Origin of the sequence: Kribbella sp. NPDC006257, from assembly GCF_040613535.1 — a bacterium.
In the GTDB taxonomy this organism is placed as follows: Bacteria; Actinomycetota; Actinomycetes; order Propionibacteriales; family Kribbellaceae; genus Kribbella.
Genome location: NZ_JBEXSJ010000003.1, coordinates 126,944 through 145,682, shown reverse-complemented (window position 1 = coordinate 145,682; position 18,739 = coordinate 126,944). Strand labels below are relative to the sequence as shown.

The following is an 18,739-nucleotide window of genomic DNA, read 5'->3' as shown; positions in this document are numbered from 1 at the left end:
GCCGCCCGCCGCCGCTGGTCTCGTGAGGAGCCTGACGATGAAAATCACCCCTGCCCAACCCCACCGGTCCCGCCGGGGATTCCTGGCGACTGCTCTGAGCGGCACACTCGGGATGGCCGCGCTGACGGCCTGCGGTTCCGACGATCGCCCTGCCACTCGCGGCAGCGCCTTGACGCCCCTTCAGGCCGCCGTCGCCGAACGTCCCGTTGCCAATGGCAACGACGCGCTCCAGCGGCTGACCGAAGGCAATGCACGGTTCGCCGCCAACCAGGCAAGGCACCTCGACGAAGGGGCCGATCGCCGGATCGCGGTCAGTTCCGGTCAGCACCCCTTCGCCACCGTCCTGGGCTGCGTCGACTCCCGGGTCCCGGTCGAGCTCGTCTTCGACCGCGGCCTCGGCGACCTCGTCGTCGTCCGCAGTGCGGGCGAGGCCCTCGACCACTCCGTCATCGGCAGCCTCGAATTCGGCGTCGCCGAACTGGGCACACCGCTCCTGATGGTCCTGGGTCACCAACGCTGCGGTGCGGTCGACGCCACCATCAAGTCCGTGGACGCCAGGATGAGCGCCGACCACGGCGACATCGACTTCTTGGTCGACGCGATCACCCCAGCCGTCCAAGAAGTCGCGGGCCGCCCCGGCGATCGCCTCACCAACGCCATCCACGCCAATGTCGCCCACGTCCTGACCGAACTCCGGAAATCCCCGGTTCTCGGTCCGTTGGAGAAGGCAGGCAAGGTCAAACTCGTCGGTGCCTACTACGAACTCGACACCGGCAAGGTCGTGATCAGGTGATCTGGGTGAGGTGACCGGTGTCCACGTCGTACATGAAGCCGCCGACCAGGATGTCGTCGCCGATCAGCGGGTGTTCGCGGACCGCGGCGACATCGTGACGGAGAGCTTCGAGCTGGTCGGGGATGACGTTGAGCGGAAGGTAACCGGCCGGCTTCCCGGCGGCCCGCTCGACCTTGGCGCGCATCTCGTCCTCGGTCATCGACGCCATCGCACACCGGGTGTGCGGGATGACCATGATGCGCCGTACGCCGAGCAGCTGGACGCCCAGCACCAGGCCGGTCATGGTGATCTCGGTGACCCGGCCACCGGCGCTGCGCAGCACCTTCGCGTCACCCGGCTTGAGCCCGAGCATCTCCAGTGGCGGGATCCGCGAGTCCATACAGGTGACCACACCGATCCCGGCATGGGCGATCCCGTCGAACCCGCTGTAGGCGAAGTTCGCGGCGTACTCCGCGTTGGCAGCCAGCAGATCGTCGAAGTCACCTGGGACCACGGTCATGTCAGTTCTCCTGGGATAACAGTTCCGGCATGCAAAACGGACATGGCGAATGGCTCCTTTCCACAGGAATCCGGGCGGGGAGGGTTGGCGGATTCGCTGGTCACGGGGACGGACCAGGTGCGGCCGTCGACGTGGCTGACCGTGACGGCCTCCAGGGTTTCCGCGATGACGCCGAGGGTGTCCAGTCCGGTCTCGCCGATGAGGTGGCGGACAGCGATCTCGGCGACCTGGCCGCGCTTGGACCAGGTGGTCCGGCCGCGCAGCTTGGTCAGTACGGTCTCGCCACGGTCGGCCGCGGCGAGGACTGAGGTGGCCAGCTCGAGATCGAGGTGGCCATGCATGGTTCCGGCGGGCAAGAGGGTCGCGGTGGGTGCGAACCGGTGGCCACCGAGGTGGTCGGCTTCCCAGACCCGTCCGGGGGCGACTTCCGACAGGGCGGTGACGATCGGGCGGCCGAGCAACGCGCAGCACTCGTCGCGCTTGCCGTTGGTGCAGACGAGCAGCACGGACTGCGGCACCGGGGCCAGATCGGGACATGAGGCGATGACCGCATCACGGTCTCCCCGGCGTACGGCGTCCAGGTCCAGGGACTTCAGGAGCAACGGGTCCGCGACGCAGCCGCCGAGCAGCCAGCTGTGGCCGGGGACGGTGCTCGCCACGAACACCTGGTGGGCCCGGGGGCCGGCGTCGAAGTGTTTGCCGGGGGAGCGGATCAGCCCGAACCGCAGGTCGGCCTTCTTGCAGGCGTCGTTGATCCAGCCACCGAACTCCGGGTCGAGATGGCTCTGCGTGGCTGCCTTGGCGCCCCACGGCCCGGGCTGCTCGACGACGACCCACCCGGTGGCGACGACCGCCGTACCGGGGAGTGGTTCAGCCAGCTGCCGGCAGTAGGTCGAGCACAGGCCCGGCCGACCGGTCGGGTCGGTTCTCGCACTCACGGGCTTCACGCTACTTGAGCGGCCCATACGATCGCATGACTGTCGTCACCCGTGGACAGTTGAGTGGCTCACTCCGTCGTAACCGGCCGCCGGCCGAGCAGCACGATCGCCAGTACTGCGGCCGCGAAGGCGCAGACCGCGGCCCCGGCGAAGATTGCGTGAACTTGTGAAATCGCCGCCTCCCGGAGGGCGTCGACGAACGGGCGGCAGGAGCCAGGGTTCCGGGGACAGAGTTCGTTGGGCGACGGGACGTCGTCCACCAGCGTGTAGTAGCGACGCAGGCCGATCGCGGTGAGCGCGGAGACGCCGACGAGCATGCCGACCATCCGGGCGACCACCACGAGCGCGCTGACGAGCCCATGGCTGTCGGAACGGGTCGCCGCGAGCATCGCAGTGTTGACCGGCGACAAGGCGAGACCGAAACCGAACCCGCAGGCCAGCAGCACGATCGTGGCCGGCGCGTGCTTCAGCGCACCACGCTCCCAGAACGTCATCAGGACGAACATCGCCCCGGCCAGGCCGAGTCCGACCCCGGTGATCAGGCCGAGCCCGTACCGCCGGGTCAGCCAGCCTCCGACGACAGCACCGAGCGGTAGCGCGACCAGGAACCGCAGGAGAACCAGTGCGGCCGCGAGTTGGCCACCGCCTTGCGTAGTACGAGCAAAGACCGGTACGTCGACCAGTGCCGCTATGAGCGCAGCGCCGACCAGGAAGCTCACCACCAGTGAACCCCAGGCAGGCCGTGCTCCCAGCAACCCGGCCGGGACGATCGCCTGCGCTGTACGGCGTTGCCAGAGGGCAAAGGCGACTGAGAAGACCGCTGCGGCGACCAGCAGCCAAGGTCCAGCCGGTGCCATCACCTCGCGCTCAGGGTCAGCAGTAGCGAAGGCCAGCACAACACCTGCGAGCGCCAGCGCAAGGAGGAAGGCACCGATCGCGTCCACCTTGCGAGCCACGACCGCGAGGGTCTTGTGACTCTTCAGCAGGACCATCACCAGCCAGAGCACGGCGAGCGCGAGCGTGGCGACACCTATCGGCGTGAGCAGACGGGAGTCGCCAGCGAACGGCACGAACGGCAGACCCAGCGTCACGCCGCTAGCTAGTCGCTCTGGCGCAGTGAGAGTCAGCCCAAGAGCTATGCAAGCCAGCAAGCCAACTGCAGCTGACAGAGGTGGCCTTCGGAAACCACGCAGCAGCAGTGCGAGCACTACTGCCACCGTGAGGTTCAGCCAGAAGATGTAGCGCCAGTCAGCAACAGCAAGAACCACTGCTCCCAGCAGCGGCCCAAGAACCGACCCAAGCTCCTGTACTGCGCCAACAACGCCCAGAGGAAGCCCACGTTTGTTCGCGGGCCACAGGTCGGCCACCAGCGCCAGTGTGGCTGGGACCAGCCCACCACCACCCACACCTTGCAGGAACCGCCCAGTGACGATCAGCGAGAGGTCATAGGCCCCAGCAGTGATCAGGGATCCAACAGCGAACAGCAGCAGGGCTCCCACCAGCACAGGAGTCCTGCCGACGACATCAGCGATCCGCCCGATGAGCGGAAGAACAGCGATGTACCCCAGCAGGAACCCGGACAGGATGGGCGCAGCCCGTTGCAGCTGATCCGCGGACAGCCCGATACCCGACATCATGTCGGGCAACGCCAGTACTACGACGTAGGTGTCCGCGGCAGCGAAAGCTACTGCAACCGAGGCGAGGCTCAACCGCGCCCTGGGCCTGCTCACGGCTTGGTGATCTCCACCGTTTCGCCGTACTTGTCCAGGGCAACGTCGTAGCTACTCGTGGCGCCGTCGTAGAACGGCCCGGTGATCGTCGCCGACACCAGTTGCTTGGAGTCCTTGTCGATCTTGAAGCTGCTCGGGAAGTCCTGATCACCAGGTGCCTTCGGGAAGATGCCCTGCAGCGACTTGCCGGTCACCTTGCCGGTGATCTCGGTCAGCACCTTCGACCCGTCGCGGGTGTCACCCTTCACCACCGGGTCCTTCAAGCCAGGCAGTACCGCGGTCAGCCCCTTGGACGGGTCGAGCAGGATCGCCGGGTCGGGCGCGCCGAGGCCGGCCAGCTGCGACGGCGGCAGCTCGATGAACTTCGGGGTGAACGACAGCTTGGCGTAGACCTTGCTGCCGACCGAGACGACCTGGGCGTCGATCGGCGAGCCGGACGATCGCACGGTCAGCTTGCCCTTGAAGGCCGGCGCGTGGGTGGCGACACCGTCGCCGCTGGCCAGCGTCTGCCCGCTGTCCGGCAGGTCCCGGCCGGTCAGCACGATGTGGACGCTGGCCGCGTCGTCGATGGACTTCTTCGCGGCGGTCAGCAGCGCGACCGCGTCGTCACCGGACTTGCCACCGCCCGCGTTGTCCTTCTTGTCGCTGCAGCCGGTCAGGGCGAGCAGCAGCACCGCGCCGAGCGCGACGAGTCTCTTCATGCGCTCAGCCTGCCAGGTCCGAGGCGCAGGCGGCGATCGGTTGCGCCACCGGCACGCCGGAACCGTCGCGACGCGGGTCGATCGGCGGCAGCTCGACCGGGGCACCGCTGTTCGCGCTGGCCCGTACCGGCGCCGTACCGGCGTACGCCAGCAGGAGTCCGTCCTCGCCCTTGAGCAACCGGTGGCAGCGGACGCCGCCGGTCGCCCGGCCCTTGGCCGGGTACTCGCTGAACGGCGTCACCTTCACCGCGCCGACCTCGGTGCCCGGCAGGGCCGAGGAGGAGCCGGAGATGGTGACGAGCTGAGCTTCCTTGCCCGGCGTGAGCGCACCGAAGAAGACCACCTTGGCGCCGGCCGAGAGCCGGATGCCGGCCATCCCGCCCGCCGTACGGCCTTGCGGGCGGACGTTGGCGGCGCCGAAGTGCAGCAGCTGGGCGTCCGTGGTGACGAAGCAGAGCTCTTCCTCGCCGGTGGTCAGCTCGACCGCGCCGACCACTTCGTCGCCGTCCTTGAGCGCGATGATCTCCCAAGCGTCGCGGTTGCTCAGGTGGTCCGGCACGACCCGCTTCACCACGCCACCCGCCGTACCGAGGGCCACGCCGACCGAATCGGGGTCCATCGTGGTCAGCGCGAGCGCCTTCTCACCGGGCTCGAGGGAGACGAACTCGGCGACCGGCGCGCCACCTTGCAGGTTCGGGGCGTTGGCGGTGGTCGGGACCGCGGGCAGGTCCAGCGACTCGAGCCGGATCAGCCGGCCGGTGCTGGTGATCAGCCCGTACTGGCCGCGGGCGGTGCTCTTGATCGCCGACACGATCGCGTCGTGCTTCGCCCGGCCGTCGCCCTCGCCGAACGGCTCCACTCCGTTGGTGCGGGCCAGCAGGCCGGTCGAGCTCATCAGCACCCAGCACGGGTCGTCGGTGACCTCGAGTGGCACGGCCGCGGTCTTGGTCGCGCCGGAGGACTCCAGCAGGACCGTACGCCGGGGGGTGCCGTAGGTCTTGGCGACGTCGGCCAGTTCCTCGGAGACGATCTTCTTCAGCAGGCTCGGGTCGTCGAGGATCGCGGTCAGCTTCTCGATCTCGCGCTCGAGCTCACCCTTCTCGGTCTCCAGCTCGAGCTTGGAGAACTTGGTCAGCCGGCGCAGCGGCATGTCCAGGATGTAGTTCGCCTGGACTTCGGACAGCTCGTAGATCTCGATCAGCCGGGCCCGGGCCGCGGCAGCGTCGTCGCTGGTCCGGATGATCTGGATGACCTCGTCGATGTCCAGGATCGCGATCAGCAGGCCGTCGACGATGTGCAGCCGGTCCTGCGCCTTCTTCCGGCGGAACTCGCTGCGCCGCCGCGTCACGTCGTACCGGTGTTCCAGGTAGACGTCGAGCAGTTCGCGCAGGCCGAGGGTGCGCGGCTGGCCGTCGACCAGGCAGACCGCGTTGATCGAGAACGAGTCCTCCAGCGGGGTCAGCTTGTAGAGCTGCTCCAGCAGGGCCTCGGGGACGAAGCCGTTCTTGACCTCGATCACCAGCTGGGTGCCGTGTGCGCGGTCGGTCAGGTCCTTGACGTCGGAGATGCCCTGCAGCTTCTTCGCCTGGACCAGGGTCTTGATCTTCTCGATCACCTTCTCCGGGCCGACCGTGTACGGCAGCTCGGTGACCACGATGCCCTTGCGGCGCGGGGTGATGTTCTCGATCCGGGCGGTGGCGCGCATCTTGAAGCTGCCGCGGCCGGTCAGGTAGGCGTCCTTGATGCCTTCCAGGCCGACGATCTTGCCGCCGGTCGGCAGGTCCGGCCCGGGGATGAACCGCATCAGGTCGTCCAGGTCGGCGTTCGGCGTCTTGATCAGGTGCCGCAGCGCCTGGATCACCTCGACCAGGTTGTGCGGGGCCATGTTGGTGGCCATCCCGACCGCGATCCCGGCGGCGCCGTTGACCAGCAGATTCGGGAAGGCGGCCGGCAGCACCGACGGCTCTTCCTCGCGGCCGTCGTAGTTGGGCTTGAAGTCGACGACGTTCTCGTCCAGCCCGTTGGTCATCGCCAGCGAGGACGGCGCCATCCGGCACTCGGTGTACCGCATCGCGGCCGGGCCGTCGTCGAGCGAGCCGAAGTTTCCGTGCCCGTCGATCAGTGGCAGCCGCATCGACCAGGGCTGCGCGGTCCGGACCAGGGCGTCGTAGATCGCGCCGTCACCGTGCGGGTGGTACTTACCCATCACTTCACCGACGACGCGGGCGCTCTTCACATGGCCGCGGTCGGGGCGGATGTTGTTCTCCGCCATCGAGAACAGGATCCGCCGCTGGACCGGTTTCAGCCCGTCCCGGGCGTCCGGCAGTGCCCGGGAGTAGATCACCGAGTAGGCGTACTCCAGGAAGCTGCTGCGCATCTCGTCGGAGACGTCGACGTCGAGGATGCGCTCCTCGAAGTCCTCCGGTTCGGCGGTGGTGTTGGTACGGCGTGCCATGCGGTTCTGAGAACTCCTCGATGCCAGCAACTCTTGCGAGACGCGCCGCGGCGGTCCGGCGGCAGCGCCATTGTCCCTGCTGCCACCGACGAACTGCACCAGCGACCCGCCAGTCACCCGGATTCACCCGCGCCGGCGCCCCTCCAGTCCCACCAGCCACACTAGTCGCCGACCGCGTCGGCGGGGCTGGTCCGTCGGAGGATGTAGGCGGTGGGTGCGGAGGCGGCGCCGACGGCCAGCGCGAGGCAGAGGGCGGCGATTCCGAGCAGTGGCGCCCAGGGAATCGTGATCGGGACGTCCTGCAGGCCCTCCGTCATGGCATGGCGGAGCAAGATACCGACCGTCACGGTGGTGACGGCGCCGAGCGTGAGAGCGGTCGCACCCACCAGCGACGACTCCCACAGGACCATCCGCCGGATCTGGGCAGGCGTCGCGCCGAGCAGCCGCGAGGTGACGAACTCGTGCCGCCGCTGCAGGCTGCCCATCAGCAGCGTGTTGGCGATCGCGATCGCACTGTAGATCGCGGCCGGCCCGAGCAGCATGACCAGTCCCAGCTGATTCGCCTTCCGCAGCCCCTCCGCCTGCTGTCCTTCCCACTCTTCAGCCCGTACGACGTGCGCTCCGGTACCCGCCAGTTGCCGGTCGAGCGTGCCGATGAGCTGAGCCGGGTCGACCCCTTCGGCGGGCTGGATGAACCAATGCTCCGGCACAGCATTCGGTGCGTGCTGCTTCGCGAGCTCCGCCGGGACCAACAGCGAGCCGTTCACGCCGGAGGCATCCGGGAGTACGGCGACGACCCGGAGCGTGCCCTTCGTGCGATCGCCGAACACGACCGGGATCTGACTGCCGACCTTGTAGTGCGAGAGCCCGGCCATCTCCTTGCCAACAGCAACGGAATTGCCAGTGAGGTTCGCCAGGTCACCGCTGATCGGGCGCAACGCCCGGGTCCGGGCTGCGACTGCGGGATCGATGCCCTCACCGTCCTCCAGCTCGGCGGCGTCGCCGTCGGCCCGAATGATCTTGACGCCGAGCCCGCCGTCCGCCGCGGCAACGCCCGGGGTCGCGAGAATGCGCTCTCGCAGATCTCCCGAGTTATCTGCGGTGGTGATCACGATCGGTGCGGTGAGCGTGTCGCGCACGGTGGCGCTCTCGGCGTCGGCGGCGAAGCTCAGGCTGAGCACCATCGCGCCGGCGATCGCCGAGATCGCCAGGATCGGCGCGGCCAGCGAGGCGCTCCGTCGCGGCGCCGCGACCACGTTGCTCCTGGCCAGCCGCCCCGACACCTGCGTCCAACGGACCAGCGGGATGGCCCACAGCCGGCCGATCCAGGGCACCACCAGCGGCCCCAGCAAGGTCAGCGCGACGACGAGAACCATCGGTGTGGACATGGCCAGCGGTACGACGCCTTCGCCGGTGCCGGGCTGGATCAGCGCCAGCATCACGATGCCGCCGGCCAGGAACAGCAGGCCGAAGAGCACCCGGATCACGCCGATCCGCGGCGGTTCCAGCGCCGCCTCCCGCAAGGCATCGACCGGGCCGACCCGGCCAGCTCGCCGGGCGGCGGATCGGGCTCCCAGCAAGGCGACGACAAGACCGACCGCGACCGTGATCGCGAGCGGCAGCCAGGGGCTCGCGGCTTCGAGCTTCACCGGTGCGAGCTCCGTGTACGACGCCTTCGCCAGCACGAGGGGCGTGAACAACTGGGCGAGAAGCGCTCCCGTGAGCGAGGCGGCGAGAGCGACCACGAGGGCCTCGCCGAGCACCATCCGGCGAACCTGCCGCGGTGTCGCTCCGATCAGCCGGAGCAAACCGACCTCGCGGCGGCGCGAGGCGACCGCGAAGGCGAAGGTGCTGGCGATCACGAAGACCGTGATGAATCCGCTGATCACGCCGACCAGCGACAGCACAATCTGCAGACCCGAGGCATCCGCTCCGGACAACAAGACCCGCTCCTGGTGTGGCCCGGAGCCGTCCACACCGGGAAGGTTCACGAGCACGCTGTCGGCCGCAGGCCCGTGGTACGCGATGGTCGCTGCGGTCGCGGTGGCGGCGAGGCCGAGCAGGAACACCCCGACGGCGAGGGCGACGAACGAGCCGGCGTACAGGGGGAGGTGACGGCGTACGGTCTGCCGGCTGAGGAAGAACATCAGCGCTCCAGGTCGCTCATCGCGGCGGCGATCTGCGCCGGGCTGCCGTGGTCGAGCGAGCCCGCGACCAGGCCGTCGGACAGGAACAGCACGCGGTTCGCGTACGCCGCGGCGACCGGGTCATGGGTGACCATGACGACTGTCTGGCCTGCGCGATCGGTTGCCTCCCGCAACAACCCCAGGATCTGCCGGCTGGTCTTGCTGTCCAGCGCTCCGGTCGGTTCGTCGGCGAAGAAGGCCGCCGGCTGGGTGATCAGCGCACGTGCGATTGCCACCCGCTGCTGCTGACCGCCGGACAGCTCGGCGGGCCTGCGCTTCGCCTTGTCGGACAACCCGACCTGGTCGAGAACCCGCTGGATGTCTTGCCGCCGCGGCCGGCGACCGGTCAGCCGAAGGGGCAGCGCGACGTTGTCGTAGACGGTGAGTGACGGCAACAGGTTGTACGCCTGGAACACGAAGCCCATCCGCTCGCGGCGGAGCTTGGTCAGGTCGACCTCACCGAGTCCCTGCAGCCCGATCCCGCCTAGCAGCACGCTGCCGCTCGTCGGCTGGTCCAGTCCAGCTGCGCACTGCAGCAAGGTGGACTTGCCTGAGCCGGACGGACCCATCACGGCAGTGAAGGAGCCTTGCCGGAAGTGGTAGGTCACGCCTCGCAGGGCTTCGACCGCTCCGGCCTTAGAGCGGTAGGTCTTGGTGATCCCGTCGAGCAACAGTGCGGGCGGTTCACCCGGTACGACGGTTGGGCGCGTCGGCGCGGTGCTGGTCATGGTTCCAGCGAACCGTCCAGGAGCTGGTTTCACCCTGGCCTACGGAGGAGTTCTGGAGTAGCGCGCACGCTACCGCGCTGGACCGTGTGCCGGCCCTAGGGTTGGGCCAATGAACACCGCATGGGCAGCGCTGACTTCGAGGCGATACCTCATCTCGGCCTGGCCGTGGCGGACCTACGCGTACCTGCTGAGCTCCGTTCCCGCAGGCGGCACGGCGATCGCCGTACTGATCGGCGCTGCCGCTGTGAGCGCGGTCCTGAGCCCGATCCTGATCGGTGTCCTGCTGCTCACGGCGTTCCCGCTGCTCGGAGCGCTGATCGGCGTGATGGAGCGCTTCCGGGCGCAGTTGATGATGCCTGCCGGGATTCCCAGCCCGCACGCCCAGCTGCCGGCGCCGATGCCGGTCCGGGAGAAGTTGCGGTTCCGCCGCCGCGAACAGGCGTCGGTGCGGGCCCTCGGCTACGGGTTCCTGTTCGGCGTCTTCCTCTGGCCACTCAACCTGCTGTTGGCGGGCGTGAGCGTGGCGATCCTGGTCATCACCCTGTTCGCGCCGTTCATCGCCGCCGAGGAAAACCTGCAGATGGGACCTTGGGTCCTCACCACGTTCTGGCAGGGCGTGTTGTTCCTGGTGCTGTTCGGACCGGTCTTCTTCACCATCAGCTCCTACCTGCTGGGCTGGCTCGCGGCAGGAGAGGCAGAACTCGCCAAGGCGATGCTCGGACCGCGCGAGGACGAACTCCGCCGCAACCTGGCCGAACTGCGCCGGTCGAGGCTGGACCTGGTCGACGCGTTCGAGACCGAGCGGGCGCGGATCGAGCGGCACCTGCATGACGGCGTACAGCAGCGGCTTGTCGGTCTGACGATGACGCTCGGCCTGGCCGAGCTGGATCTGCCCGAGGGGGAGGGGCGACGGCTGGTGGTGAAGGCGCACGGTGAGGCCGAGGCCGCTTTGGCGGACCTGCGCGAGGCCGTCCGCGGCATCCATCCGCGGGTCTTGATCGACCACGGGCTGGAGGCCGCCGTCCGGGAGGTCGCCGATCGCAGTCCGCTGCCGGTCACGGTGCGGATGTCGGTACCGCGGCTGCCGACCCCGATCGAGGCGGCGGCGTACTTCGTCGTCAGCGAGGCGCTCGGCAACGTCGCGAAACACGCGCAGGCGACCCGGTGCGAGGTGGAGGGCTGGGTCGAGGGCGACCAGCTGGTGGTCAGCATCACCGACAACGGGATCGGTGGCGCGGACCCGGCGGGCGGGACCGGACTCACCGGGCTGGTGACCAGGTTGGACGCGTTAGGAGGCACACTCGACCTGACCAGCCCACCTGGTGGGCCTACCCGACTGCGGATGGAGAGCCCGTGCCGGCTCGACGGCTGAGCATCGTCCTGGCTGAGGATTCCCTGTTGTTGCGCGAAGGACTGGCAAGCATCCTGGATCGCGCGGGCCATGAAGTACGGGATGCGGTGGGGGACGCGGACACGCTGCTGGCCGTGGTCCGCAAGGCTCCCCCCGACGTCGTGATCACCGACGTACGGATGCCGCCCGGGCACAGCGACGAGGGGTTGCGGGCGGCTGCCGCGATCCGGGCCGAGCTGCCCGAGATCGGGATCCTGGTGCTGTCGCAGTACGTCGCCGATGCGTACCTGTCGTCGTTGCTGGAGTCGACGACGGGCGGGATCGGGTATCTGCTGAAGGACCGGGTCGGGCATGTGACCGAGTTCCTGGCGTCGCTGGACCGGGTCGCCGAGGGAGGGACGGTGGTCGATCCCGAGGTGGTTCGGCAGTTGCTCGCCCGGCGCCGCGACGACGGGCCGCTGGCAGCGTTGACGCCGCGCGAGCTGGAGGTGCTCGCGTTGATGGCCGAGGGCAGGGTGAACTCGTCGATCGCCTCGCAGTTGGTGGTGAGTGAGGCGGCGGTTCGCAAACACGTCGGCAACATTTTCGCCAAACTCCGTCTGGACGACGGTCGCGATCGCCGGGTGTCGGCGGTGCTCACCTATCTGCGGGGCTGATTTTGGCTTCGAGGGAGCATGGCGGCATGGACGAGAGTGACATTCGCAAGGTGCTGGCCGACTGCGACACGTGGGCTGTGGTCGGGCTGTCGAACAACACCAGCCGGGCGGCGTACGGCGTGGCGCGGTTCCTGCAGGCGCACGGGAAACGGATCGTGCCGGTGCATCCGTCGGCCGGGACCGTGCACGGTGAGCAGGGGTACGCGTCGCTGGCCGACATCCCGTTCGAGGTCGACTGCGTGGATGTTTTCGTCCGGTCGGAGCTGGCCGGAGCGATCGCGGACCAGGCGGTGGGAATCAATGCGCGGGCGGTCTGGTTCCAGCTGGGTGTAGTGGATCCGGACGCCTACACCCGGACGACGGCGGCAGGTCTCACGATGGTGATGAACCACTGCCCGGCGATCGAGTGGAGCCGGTTGGGTCCGTCCTGATCCCGACGGAAGGCCGCTGATGATCTCGATCGACACCACGACCGCTTTCGGCGCGCGGATCGCGCGGCAGCTCGACGACGAAATAGTGGTCTGGCTGACGACGATCGCGAAGTCCGGTACGCCGGAGCCGACGCCGGTGTGGTTCCTCTGGAGCGACGGCGAGTTGCTGGTCTCGAGCCAGCCCGGCAAGGCGAAGCTCCGCAACATCGCCGCCCGGCCGCGCGTCTCGGTGAACTTCAACGCGACCCACTCCGGTGGCGACGTCGGCGTACTGACCGGCGACGCGGTGATCGACGAGAAGGGTCTCACCGAGGAGGAACTGGCCGCCTACAACACGAAGTACGCCGATCCCATCCGCGGTCTCGGGATGACCGCGGACGAGTTCCACGCGAGCTATTCGGTGCTGATCCGGATCTCGCCGGACAAACTCCGCGGCTTCTAGTTGAGGTAGCCCTCGACGACGTCGGCCGAGCGGGGCTGGGCGGACTCGGGGTCGTCGCCGAACTCGCGCTTGGCGCGGCGCTGGCGGAGCAGGTCCCAGCACTGGTCCAGCTCGACCTCGAGCTTGCTCAGGCGGGCCTTCTCGTCGGCATCGGTGACCGTGCCGGCGGCGTGCTTGGTCCGGAGTTCGTGCTCCTCGGCAACGAGTTCGTCGATCCGGCTGAAGAGGCTTTTGTCGTCGGTCATGAGGAAACCGTACGCTCCCTCGGCGATTAGCCTTTCATAAAGCTCTGCCCGTCGGGCAATTTCGAGCGTGCCAGGAGTTCCGTTGTGGTCAAGATAGCGATCGAGCCCGCCGCGAGAAGCCCGATCAGTACTACGAGTTGCAACGCGGCCGCCGCTGTCGGTGAAGCCCCGCCGAGCACCATGCCGACGAACGCTCCGGGCAGCGTCACGAGCCCGACGGTCCGGGTCTGATCGAGCGAGGGAAGCAGCGCATCGCCGGCGACCGGTCCGGCGACCAGCTTGAACGCGTCCGGCTGCATCAGCCCGATCGACAGGCCCGCCTCGAACTCGCCGAACCGACCGCCGTACTCCGACAGCAGGCGTCGCCCGGCGAGCGTGGTGGCGTTCATCGCGCCCCCGACGATGATGCCGCCCATCGGCAGGATGCTGCCGGGGTTGCGCGGTACCACGCCGGGAAGCACGAGGAGAAGCAGGACGACGGTGGCGCCACCGGCGATCGCGGCCGCGCAGTACGCGTATTGACCGGGCACGACCGCGACATGGCGGATGCGGCGTGCGCTGGTGATGGTTGCCACGGTCATCATCACGAGGATGAAGCCGAGCGTCCCCCAGATGGACTGCAGCGCGAAACCGACCAGCGCCCCGACCACGGCCAGCTGCAGGAGCGCGCGCAGAGCCGCGGTGACGATGCCCTTGTCGTGCCGCAGCGACGCCAGCCGCGACCCGAGGACAGCGATCGCGACGAGCAGCGGCAGGACGATGACGGCAGCGATTCCGAGCCCGGTGTCGTGAGACATTGGGCTATTGGAGCACGCTCACGTTGTCAGCCTTCGCGGAAGTCCGCTTCGTCGTACGCATGTTCCGTCTGCTCGCCGCTGTCGACCTTGGCCGCCTCGTCCGCACGCAGCTCGACCCGGCGGATCTTGCCGGAGATCGTCTTCGGCAGTTCGGCGAACTCGATCCGCCGGATCCGCTTGTACGGCGCCAGGTGGTCGCGGCAGAACTGCAGGATCTCCTGAGCCAGCTCCCGCGACGGTTCCCGCCCAGCGGCCAGTACGACGTACGCCTTCGGCACCGACAACCTGACCGGATCCGGTGACGGGACGACCGCGGCCTCGGCGACGGCCGGATGCTCGATCAGCACGGACTCCAGTTCGAACGGGGAGATCCGGTAGTCGCTGGCCTTGAACACGTCGTCCGACCGCCCGACGTACGTGATGTAGCCGTCCTCGTCGCGGCTCGCGACGTCACCGGTGTGGTAGAAGCCGCCACGCATCGCCTCGTCGGTCATCTCCTTGGCGTCGCGGTAGCCGCGCATCAGCGGGACCGGCGGGGGAGCCAGCTCGATGCAGATCTCGCCGTCGTCGCCGACCTCGTCCGTGGTCGGGTCGACCAGCGCGATCGAGTAGCCGGGCAGCGGGCGGCCCATCGAGCCGAGCTTCACCGGCTGGCCCGGCGGGTTGCCGATCTGGGCGGTGGTCTCGGTCTGGCCGTAGCCGTCGCGGATGGTGATGTCCCAGGCGTTGCGGACCTGCTCGATCACCTCCGGGTTGAGCGGTTCGCCGGCCGAGATGCACTCGCGGATCTTGACCTCGACGGCGGACAGGTCGGCCTGGATCAGCATCCGCCAGACCGTCGGCGGCGCGCAGAACGTCGTGACGCCGTAGGTCTGCAGGACCCGGAGCATCTTCTCGGCGTCGAAGCGCGTGTAGTTGTAGAGGAAGACGGTCGCACCGGCGTTCCAGGGCGCGAAGACGTTGCTCCAGGAGTGCTTGGCCCAGCCTGGCGAGGAGACGTTGAGGTGGACGTCGCCGGGCTGCAGGCCGATCCAGTACATGGTGGAGAGATGGCCGACCGGGTAGCTCACCTGGGTGTGCTCGACCAGCTTCGGCTGACTCGTCGTACCGGAAGTGAAGTAGAGCAGGAGTGAGTCGTCGGCGCTCGTGTCCGGTGCAGGGACAGGTCCGTCGTAGCTGCGCGTGTCTTCGTAGTCGAGCCAGTTGTCCACAGCGCCGCCGACGGCGACGCGGAGGCAGTGATCGGCGATACCTTCATAACGAGGGGTGTCCGCGCTGGACGTGACAACAGCCCGTACGCCGCCGCGCGTGATCCGGTCCGTCAGGTCGGCATCGGTGAGCAGGGTGGTCGCGGGGATCATCACCGCGCCTGCCCTGATGCAGCCGAGCATGACTTCCCAGAGGGCAACGGTGTTGCCGAGCACGATCAGCACGCGATCGCCGGGCTGGAGACCGGCCTGGGTGAGCCAGCCGGCCACCTGGCGGGAGCGCTCGGCCATCTCCGCATAGGTCAGCGAGTTGACCTCGCCGTCCTCCTCGACGATGGTCAGCGCCGCCACCTCGGGCTGCTCCACGGCGAGCGCATCGAACCAGTCGCGCGCCCAGTTGAACCGGTCGAAGGCGGGCCAGCTGAAGTCGCGGTACGCGGTGTCGTAGTCCTCGCGATGGGCGATCAGGAAGTCGCGCGCGTCACGAAAGGTCCGGGTGGTCTCCGAGGTGCTCTGTTCCTCGCTCATGATCCGCACTATTACCCAGTAGTACGCCGGAGGCAATCGCCCTCGCGCGTTCCGGGTGCTCCGAACCGGTATCGGTCAGGGTGCCGAGCAGCCGGAGACCGTCCTCGGTGGGGGTGTCAGGAGCCGCGGAGAGGACCAGGAGCTCCATCCCTGCTTCGCCCGGGAGCGCGAAGTTCTCCTGGTGCAGTTCGAGCAGTCCGACCAGCGGGTGCCGGTAGGCCTTGCGTCCGTGGGTGCGGGCACGGACGTCCGCTCTGGCCCAGAGTTGGCGGAAGCGCTTGCTGCCGATGGCCAGTTCGCCGATCAGGGAGGCGAGGCCGGGATCGTCGGGGTACTTCCCGGCCGCGAGGCGAAGATGCCCGACCACGTCGAGCGTGCAGGTCTCCCAATCGGCGTACAGGCCGCGCTCGGTCTCCTCCAGGAAGATGTGCCGGGCGGTGTTCAGGCCCGGGAGGTCGCGGCCGTACAGGAGTTTGGCGAGGCGGTTGCCGGCGAGGATGTCGAGCCGGTGGTTCATGATCAGGGCGGGTGCCTCGGCGACCAGGTCGAGGACGCGCAGCAGTTCCGGTCGCAGGCGACCGGAAGGTGCTTTGGCGCGGCGCCGGCGCTGCCGGGCGAGGCGGTAGAGGTGCTCACGCTCGGTCTCGTCGAGGTCGAGGACGCGGGCGAGCGCATCGAGGATCTGCTCGGACGGCTGGGTGGCGCGGCCCTGTTCAAGGCGGACGTAGTAGTCGACGCTGACGCCGGACAGGTGCGCGACCTCTTCGCGGCGCAGGCCCTCGACCCGGCGGCGGCTGTCGGTGGGGATGCCGACGCTCGAAGGGTGGATCCTTGCGCGCCGCGTGCGCAGGAAGCTCGCGAGATCGTCCATGCGCTCAAGTATGGCTGCGCTGCGGAAGGTGAAGGTGGCCCTGCCGATACCAGGAAGACGCGCCCCTGAACAACGCCGGCCTTGCGGTCGAGCATCGATGGCGAACAGCTCCTATCGAAAGGGAACCGCCATGAAGGCGCTCATCGTCTATGCCCACCCCGAACCTCGCTCACTGAACGGTTCGCTGAAGGATCTCGCCGTGTCCACGCTGTCAGCCGCCGGGCATGAGGTGCAGGTGAGCGACCTCTACGCGATGAAGTGGAAGGCTTCGGTCGACGCGGACGATTTCGGAGCGAACGCCACCGCTCCGCTGCGGGTGGTGCCGAGTTCGGGCGCCGCGTTCGACGCGGGGACGCTGACGCCCGACGTACGGGCCGAGCAGGAGAAGCTGCTGTGGGCGGACACCGTGATCTTCCAGTTCCCGCTGTGGTGGTACACGATGCCGGCCATCCTCAAAGGCTGGGTGGACCGGGTCTTCGCCTTCCATTTCGCGTACGGCGTCGGGGTGCACGACGAGACCCGGTACGGCGAACGCTTCGGTGAGGGGACCCTGCTGGGCCGGCGAGCGATCCTGTCGGTCACCGTCGGGGGACCGGAGTCGCACTACTCCGATCGTGGGATCAACGGGCCGATCGACGATCTGCTGTACCCGATCCAGCACGGGATCCTGTACTACCCGGGCCTGTCGGTGCTGCCGCCGTTCGTTCTTTTCGGCGCCGACAAGATCTCTGCTGGTGACTACGAGGACGCGGCGAAGGCTTGGACCGAGCGGCTGCTGGCGCTGGAGACGACGGAGCCGATCGCTTTCCGGCGGCAGAACTTCGGTGACTACGAGATTCCGTCGCTGCGGTTGAAGGAGGGGCTGGAAACGCTTGGTGGCAAGGGTTTCGGGCTGCATGTGCGGGCTTGATCGCGTAGTGGACATCGAGTGATGATCCGACTACAGTCGAACGCATGTTCGATCCCTGGTCCATTCCGTGGGTCCGCTGGCCTCGCCGCCGGCGGGCCGCCTCGGCCTCGCCTTCCCCGTCAGGCGAGGCCGAGGGCCAGCACTGTGCCGATCACGACGACCGGGGTCAGCACCAGGCCGCGCCAGAGGAAGGACCACCAGGAGATGTGCACGCCGGCGGCGACGCAGCGGTCCCGCCACAGGAGGGTGGCCAGCGAGCCCCAGAGGGTGAGCAGGCAGCCGCAGTTCACCCCGATCAGCAACAGCATCATCCGGCTGCCGTTCGCCGCGGCCACCGGCTCCATCGCCAGGTACGCCGGAAGGTTGTCGACCGCGTTCGCTCCGGCGGCCGCTGTGCCGGTCAGCCGCAGATGTGCCAGCAGACCCTGGCCGTGAGTGCCCGCGATGGACCCGAGTAGGTCCTCGAGCCCGTGCGCGGTGAGCGCGCCGACGACGAGGAAGAGCCCGACGACCGTAATGACCAGTCGCCACGGGATCAGGGACCAGTTGAGCTCGGTGCGTCTGCGCACGGCGAACAGGACGACCAGCGCGACCGCGCCGATGCTCGCGGGGATCGCGACCTGGATGCCGGTGACGAAGGCGGGACCGAGCGCAAGGCAGACCCCTGCCGACCCCCAGAACAGCACCTTGTCGTCGAGCGCGGGAGTCTCCGGTACGACGTACGTGCGGCGCAGGTCGCGGTGGAAGAGCAGGGCCAGGACCAGAACCGTGATGAGGATCGCCGCGATCGCGGGTCGCCAGCTGAGGCCGAGGTAGTCGCCGAGGCCGAGACCGAGCTGGTCGAAGCGATGCAGGGCGAGCAGATTGGTGAGATTCGACACCGGGAGGAGCAGTGAGGCCGTGCCGGCCAGCCAGACCGTGGTGAAGGCGAAGAGCTTGGGCGGGATGTCGAGCTGGCGTGCCATCGCCAGGACGACCGGGGTCAACAGGACCGCGCAGGTGTCGAGCGAGAGGACGATGGTCAAGGCGGTGGCGAGCGTCACCACGAGCAGCCAGAGGCGCCAGGTCTGCCCGCGGCCGAGGTGGGCTGCCTCGCGGGCGGCGACCTCGAACACCTTGGCGGCGTCGGCGAGCCCGGCGATCACGGTCACCGCGACCAGGAAGACGAGTACGGGCGCGATCCGCTCGATCACATCGAATGCATCGGAGGGGCCCAGCAAACCGGTGGCCAGCGCAACAATGCCGCCGAGCGCACTCAACCACCACATGG

The 18,739-nt window shown here is 68.5% G+C and carries 18 protein-coding genes; 6 read left to right on the top strand and 12 right to left on the bottom strand.

The features are described from left to right. Nucleotides 1–37 precede the first annotated feature (37 nt). The gene (locus tag ABZ004_RS04975; protein WP_355678454.1) at nucleotides 38–793 is read left to right on the top strand and encodes a carbonic anhydrase; all 756 of its coding nucleotides are present in this window, start codon (nucleotides 38–40) and stop codon (nucleotides 791–793) included. Here the strand turns inward: ABZ004_RS04975 and ABZ004_RS04970 are convergent. From ABZ004_RS04970 to ABZ004_RS04940, 7 genes are all read right to left on the bottom strand, one after another. Next, nucleotides 786–1,292, bottom strand: a complete 507-nt coding sequence (locus tag ABZ004_RS04970; RefSeq protein WP_355678453.1) for a carbonic anhydrase — start codon at nucleotides 1,290–1,292, stop codon at nucleotides 786–788. The two genes, ABZ004_RS04975 and ABZ004_RS04970, sit on opposite strands and share 8 nt — an antisense overlap. Further along, entirely contained in the window at nucleotides 1,289–2,230 is a 942-nt protein-coding gene (locus tag ABZ004_RS04965) for a sucrase ferredoxin (protein WP_355678452.1), read from the bottom strand. Before ABZ004_RS04965 ends, ABZ004_RS04970 begins: the two co-directional genes overlap by 4 nt. A 68-nt stretch (nucleotides 2,231–2,298) precedes the next feature. Continuing rightward, on the bottom strand, nucleotides 2,299–3,960 hold the full coding sequence (locus ABZ004_RS04960) for an MFS transporter (protein WP_355678451.1): 1,662 nt from the start codon (nucleotides 3,958–3,960) through the stop codon (nucleotides 2,299–2,301). Continuing rightward, nucleotides 3,957–4,661 (bottom strand): LppX_LprAFG lipoprotein, encoded by a 705-nt coding sequence (locus ABZ004_RS04955; RefSeq protein ID WP_355678450.1) that lies wholly within the window; start codon nucleotides 4,659–4,661, stop codon nucleotides 3,957–3,959. Before ABZ004_RS04955 ends, ABZ004_RS04960 begins: the two co-directional genes overlap by 4 nt. A 4-nt stretch (nucleotides 4,662–4,665) precedes the next feature. Beyond that, nucleotides 4,666–7,116 (bottom strand): DNA topoisomerase IV subunit A, encoded by a 2,451-nt coding sequence (locus tag ABZ004_RS04950; protein WP_355678449.1) that lies wholly within the window; start codon nucleotides 7,114–7,116, stop codon nucleotides 4,666–4,668. Between the two features lie 161 nt (nucleotides 7,117–7,277). Next, nucleotides 7,278–9,263: an ABC transporter permease gene (locus ABZ004_RS04945; protein ID WP_355678448.1), complete on the bottom strand. Its 1,986-nt coding sequence runs from the start codon at nucleotides 9,261–9,263 to the stop codon at nucleotides 7,278–7,280. After that, entirely contained in the window at nucleotides 9,263–10,030 is a 768-nt protein-coding gene (locus ABZ004_RS04940; RefSeq protein WP_355678447.1) for an ABC transporter ATP-binding protein, read from the bottom strand. The genes ABZ004_RS04945 and ABZ004_RS04940 overlap by 1 nt, the downstream gene beginning before the upstream one ends. A gap of 109 nt (nucleotides 10,031–10,139) precedes the next feature. Between ABZ004_RS04940 and ABZ004_RS04935 the strand changes: the two genes are divergently transcribed. Genes ABZ004_RS04935 through ABZ004_RS04920 form a run of 4 tightly spaced genes read left to right on the top strand, consistent with a single transcriptional unit; the run spans nucleotide 10,140 to nucleotide 12,910 of the window. Further along, on the top strand, nucleotides 10,140–11,402 hold the full coding sequence (locus ABZ004_RS04935) for a sensor domain-containing protein (protein WP_355678446.1): 1,263 nt from the start codon (nucleotides 10,140–10,142) through the stop codon (nucleotides 11,400–11,402). Further along, nucleotides 11,384–12,037, top strand: coding sequence for a response regulator transcription factor (locus ABZ004_RS04930; RefSeq protein WP_355678445.1), 654 nt, complete (start codon nucleotides 11,384–11,386; stop codon nucleotides 12,035–12,037). The genes ABZ004_RS04935 and ABZ004_RS04930 overlap by 19 nt, the downstream gene beginning before the upstream one ends. Nucleotides 12,038–12,063: 26 nt before the next feature. After that, nucleotides 12,064–12,468 (top strand): CoA-binding protein, encoded by a 405-nt coding sequence (locus ABZ004_RS04925; RefSeq protein ID WP_355678444.1) that lies wholly within the window; start codon nucleotides 12,064–12,066, stop codon nucleotides 12,466–12,468. Nucleotides 12,469–12,487: 19 nt separating this feature from the next. Next, entirely contained in the window at nucleotides 12,488–12,910 is a 423-nt protein-coding gene (locus tag ABZ004_RS04920) for a TIGR03667 family PPOX class F420-dependent oxidoreductase (RefSeq protein ID WP_355678443.1), read from the top strand. Here ABZ004_RS04920 and ABZ004_RS04915 read toward each other — a convergent pair. Genes ABZ004_RS04915 through ABZ004_RS04900 form a run of 4 tightly spaced genes read right to left on the bottom strand, consistent with a single transcriptional unit; the run spans nucleotide 12,907 to nucleotide 16,559 of the window. Continuing rightward, complete coding sequence (locus ABZ004_RS04915; RefSeq protein WP_355678442.1) at nucleotides 12,907–13,155, bottom strand: DUF2630 family protein; 249 nt, start codon at nucleotides 13,153–13,155, stop codon at nucleotides 12,907–12,909. The two genes, ABZ004_RS04920 and ABZ004_RS04915, sit on opposite strands and share 4 nt — an antisense overlap. A gap of 26 nt (nucleotides 13,156–13,181) precedes the next feature. Beyond that, entirely contained in the window at nucleotides 13,182–13,952 is a 771-nt protein-coding gene (locus ABZ004_RS04910; protein WP_355678441.1) for an ABC transporter permease, read from the bottom strand. A 26-nt stretch (nucleotides 13,953–13,978) separates the two neighbouring features. Next, nucleotides 13,979–15,688 (bottom strand): AMP-binding protein, encoded by a 1,710-nt coding sequence (locus ABZ004_RS04905; RefSeq protein ID WP_355678440.1) that lies wholly within the window; start codon nucleotides 15,686–15,688, stop codon nucleotides 13,979–13,981. After that, nucleotides 15,642–16,559, bottom strand: coding sequence for a helix-turn-helix transcriptional regulator (locus ABZ004_RS04900; protein WP_355678439.1), 918 nt, complete (start codon nucleotides 16,557–16,559; stop codon nucleotides 15,642–15,644). The genes ABZ004_RS04905 and ABZ004_RS04900 overlap by 47 nt, the downstream gene beginning before the upstream one ends. A 130-nt stretch (nucleotides 16,560–16,689) precedes the next feature. On the opposite strand from ABZ004_RS04900, the gene ABZ004_RS04895 reads away from it, so the two are divergent. Beyond that, nucleotides 16,690–17,469, top strand: coding sequence for an NAD(P)H-dependent oxidoreductase (locus ABZ004_RS04895; protein ID WP_355678438.1), 780 nt, complete (start codon nucleotides 16,690–16,692; stop codon nucleotides 17,467–17,469). Between the two features lie 119 nt (nucleotides 17,470–17,588). Here the strand turns inward: ABZ004_RS04895 and ABZ004_RS04890 are convergent, their stop codons facing one another. After that, nucleotides 17,589–18,737, bottom strand: a complete 1,149-nt coding sequence (locus ABZ004_RS04890) for an SLC13 family permease (protein WP_355678437.1) — start codon at nucleotides 18,735–18,737, stop codon at nucleotides 17,589–17,591. Between the last annotated feature and the right edge of the window lie 2 nt (nucleotides 18,738–18,739).

Bases quoted from the DNA above. Each gene is read 5' to 3' on its own strand.
- ABZ004_RS04915 (WP_355678442.1), bottom strand. From the start codon at position 13,155: ATGACCGACGACAAAAGCCTCTTCAGCCGGATCGACGAACTCGTTGCC.
- ABZ004_RS04900 (WP_355678439.1), bottom strand. From the start codon at position 16,559: ATGGACGATCTCGCGAGCTTCCTGCGCACGCGGCGCGCAAGGATCCAC.
- ABZ004_RS04945 (WP_355678448.1), bottom strand. From the start codon at position 9,263: ATGTTCTTCCTCAGCCGGCAGACCGTACGCCGTCACCTCCCCCTGTAC.
- ABZ004_RS04935 (WP_355678446.1), top strand. From the start codon at position 10,140: ATGAACACCGCATGGGCAGCGCTGACTTCGAGGCGATACCTCATCTCG.
- ABZ004_RS04905 (WP_355678440.1), bottom strand. From the start codon at position 15,688: ATGAGCGAGGAACAGAGCACCTCGGAGACCACCCGGACCTTTCGTGAC.
- ABZ004_RS04920 (WP_355678443.1), top strand. From the start codon at position 12,488: ATGATCTCGATCGACACCACGACCGCTTTCGGCGCGCGGATCGCGCGG.
- ABZ004_RS04910 (WP_355678441.1), bottom strand. From the start codon at position 13,952: ATGTCTCACGACACCGGGCTCGGAATCGCTGCCGTCATCGTCCTGCCG.
- ABZ004_RS04970 (WP_355678453.1), bottom strand. From the start codon at position 1,292: ATGACCGTGGTCCCAGGTGACTTCGACGATCTGCTGGCTGCCAACGCG.
- ABZ004_RS04925 (WP_355678444.1), top strand. From the start codon at position 12,064: ATGGACGAGAGTGACATTCGCAAGGTGCTGGCCGACTGCGACACGTGG.
- ABZ004_RS04890 (WP_355678437.1), bottom strand. From the start codon at position 18,737: ATGTGGTGGTTGAGTGCGCTCGGCGGCATTGTTGCGCTGGCCACCGGT.
- ABZ004_RS04895 (WP_355678438.1), top strand. From the start codon at position 16,690: ATGAAGGCGCTCATCGTCTATGCCCACCCCGAACCTCGCTCACTGAAC.
- ABZ004_RS04940 (WP_355678447.1), bottom strand. From the start codon at position 10,030: ATGACCAGCACCGCGCCGACGCGCCCAACCGTCGTACCGGGTGAACCG.
- ABZ004_RS04975 (WP_355678454.1), top strand. From the start codon at position 38: ATGAAAATCACCCCTGCCCAACCCCACCGGTCCCGCCGGGGATTCCTG.
- ABZ004_RS04950 (WP_355678449.1), bottom strand. From the start codon at position 7,116: ATGGCACGCCGTACCAACACCACCGCCGAACCGGAGGACTTCGAGGAG.
- ABZ004_RS04955 (WP_355678450.1), bottom strand. From the start codon at position 4,661: ATGAAGAGACTCGTCGCGCTCGGCGCGGTGCTGCTGCTCGCCCTGACC.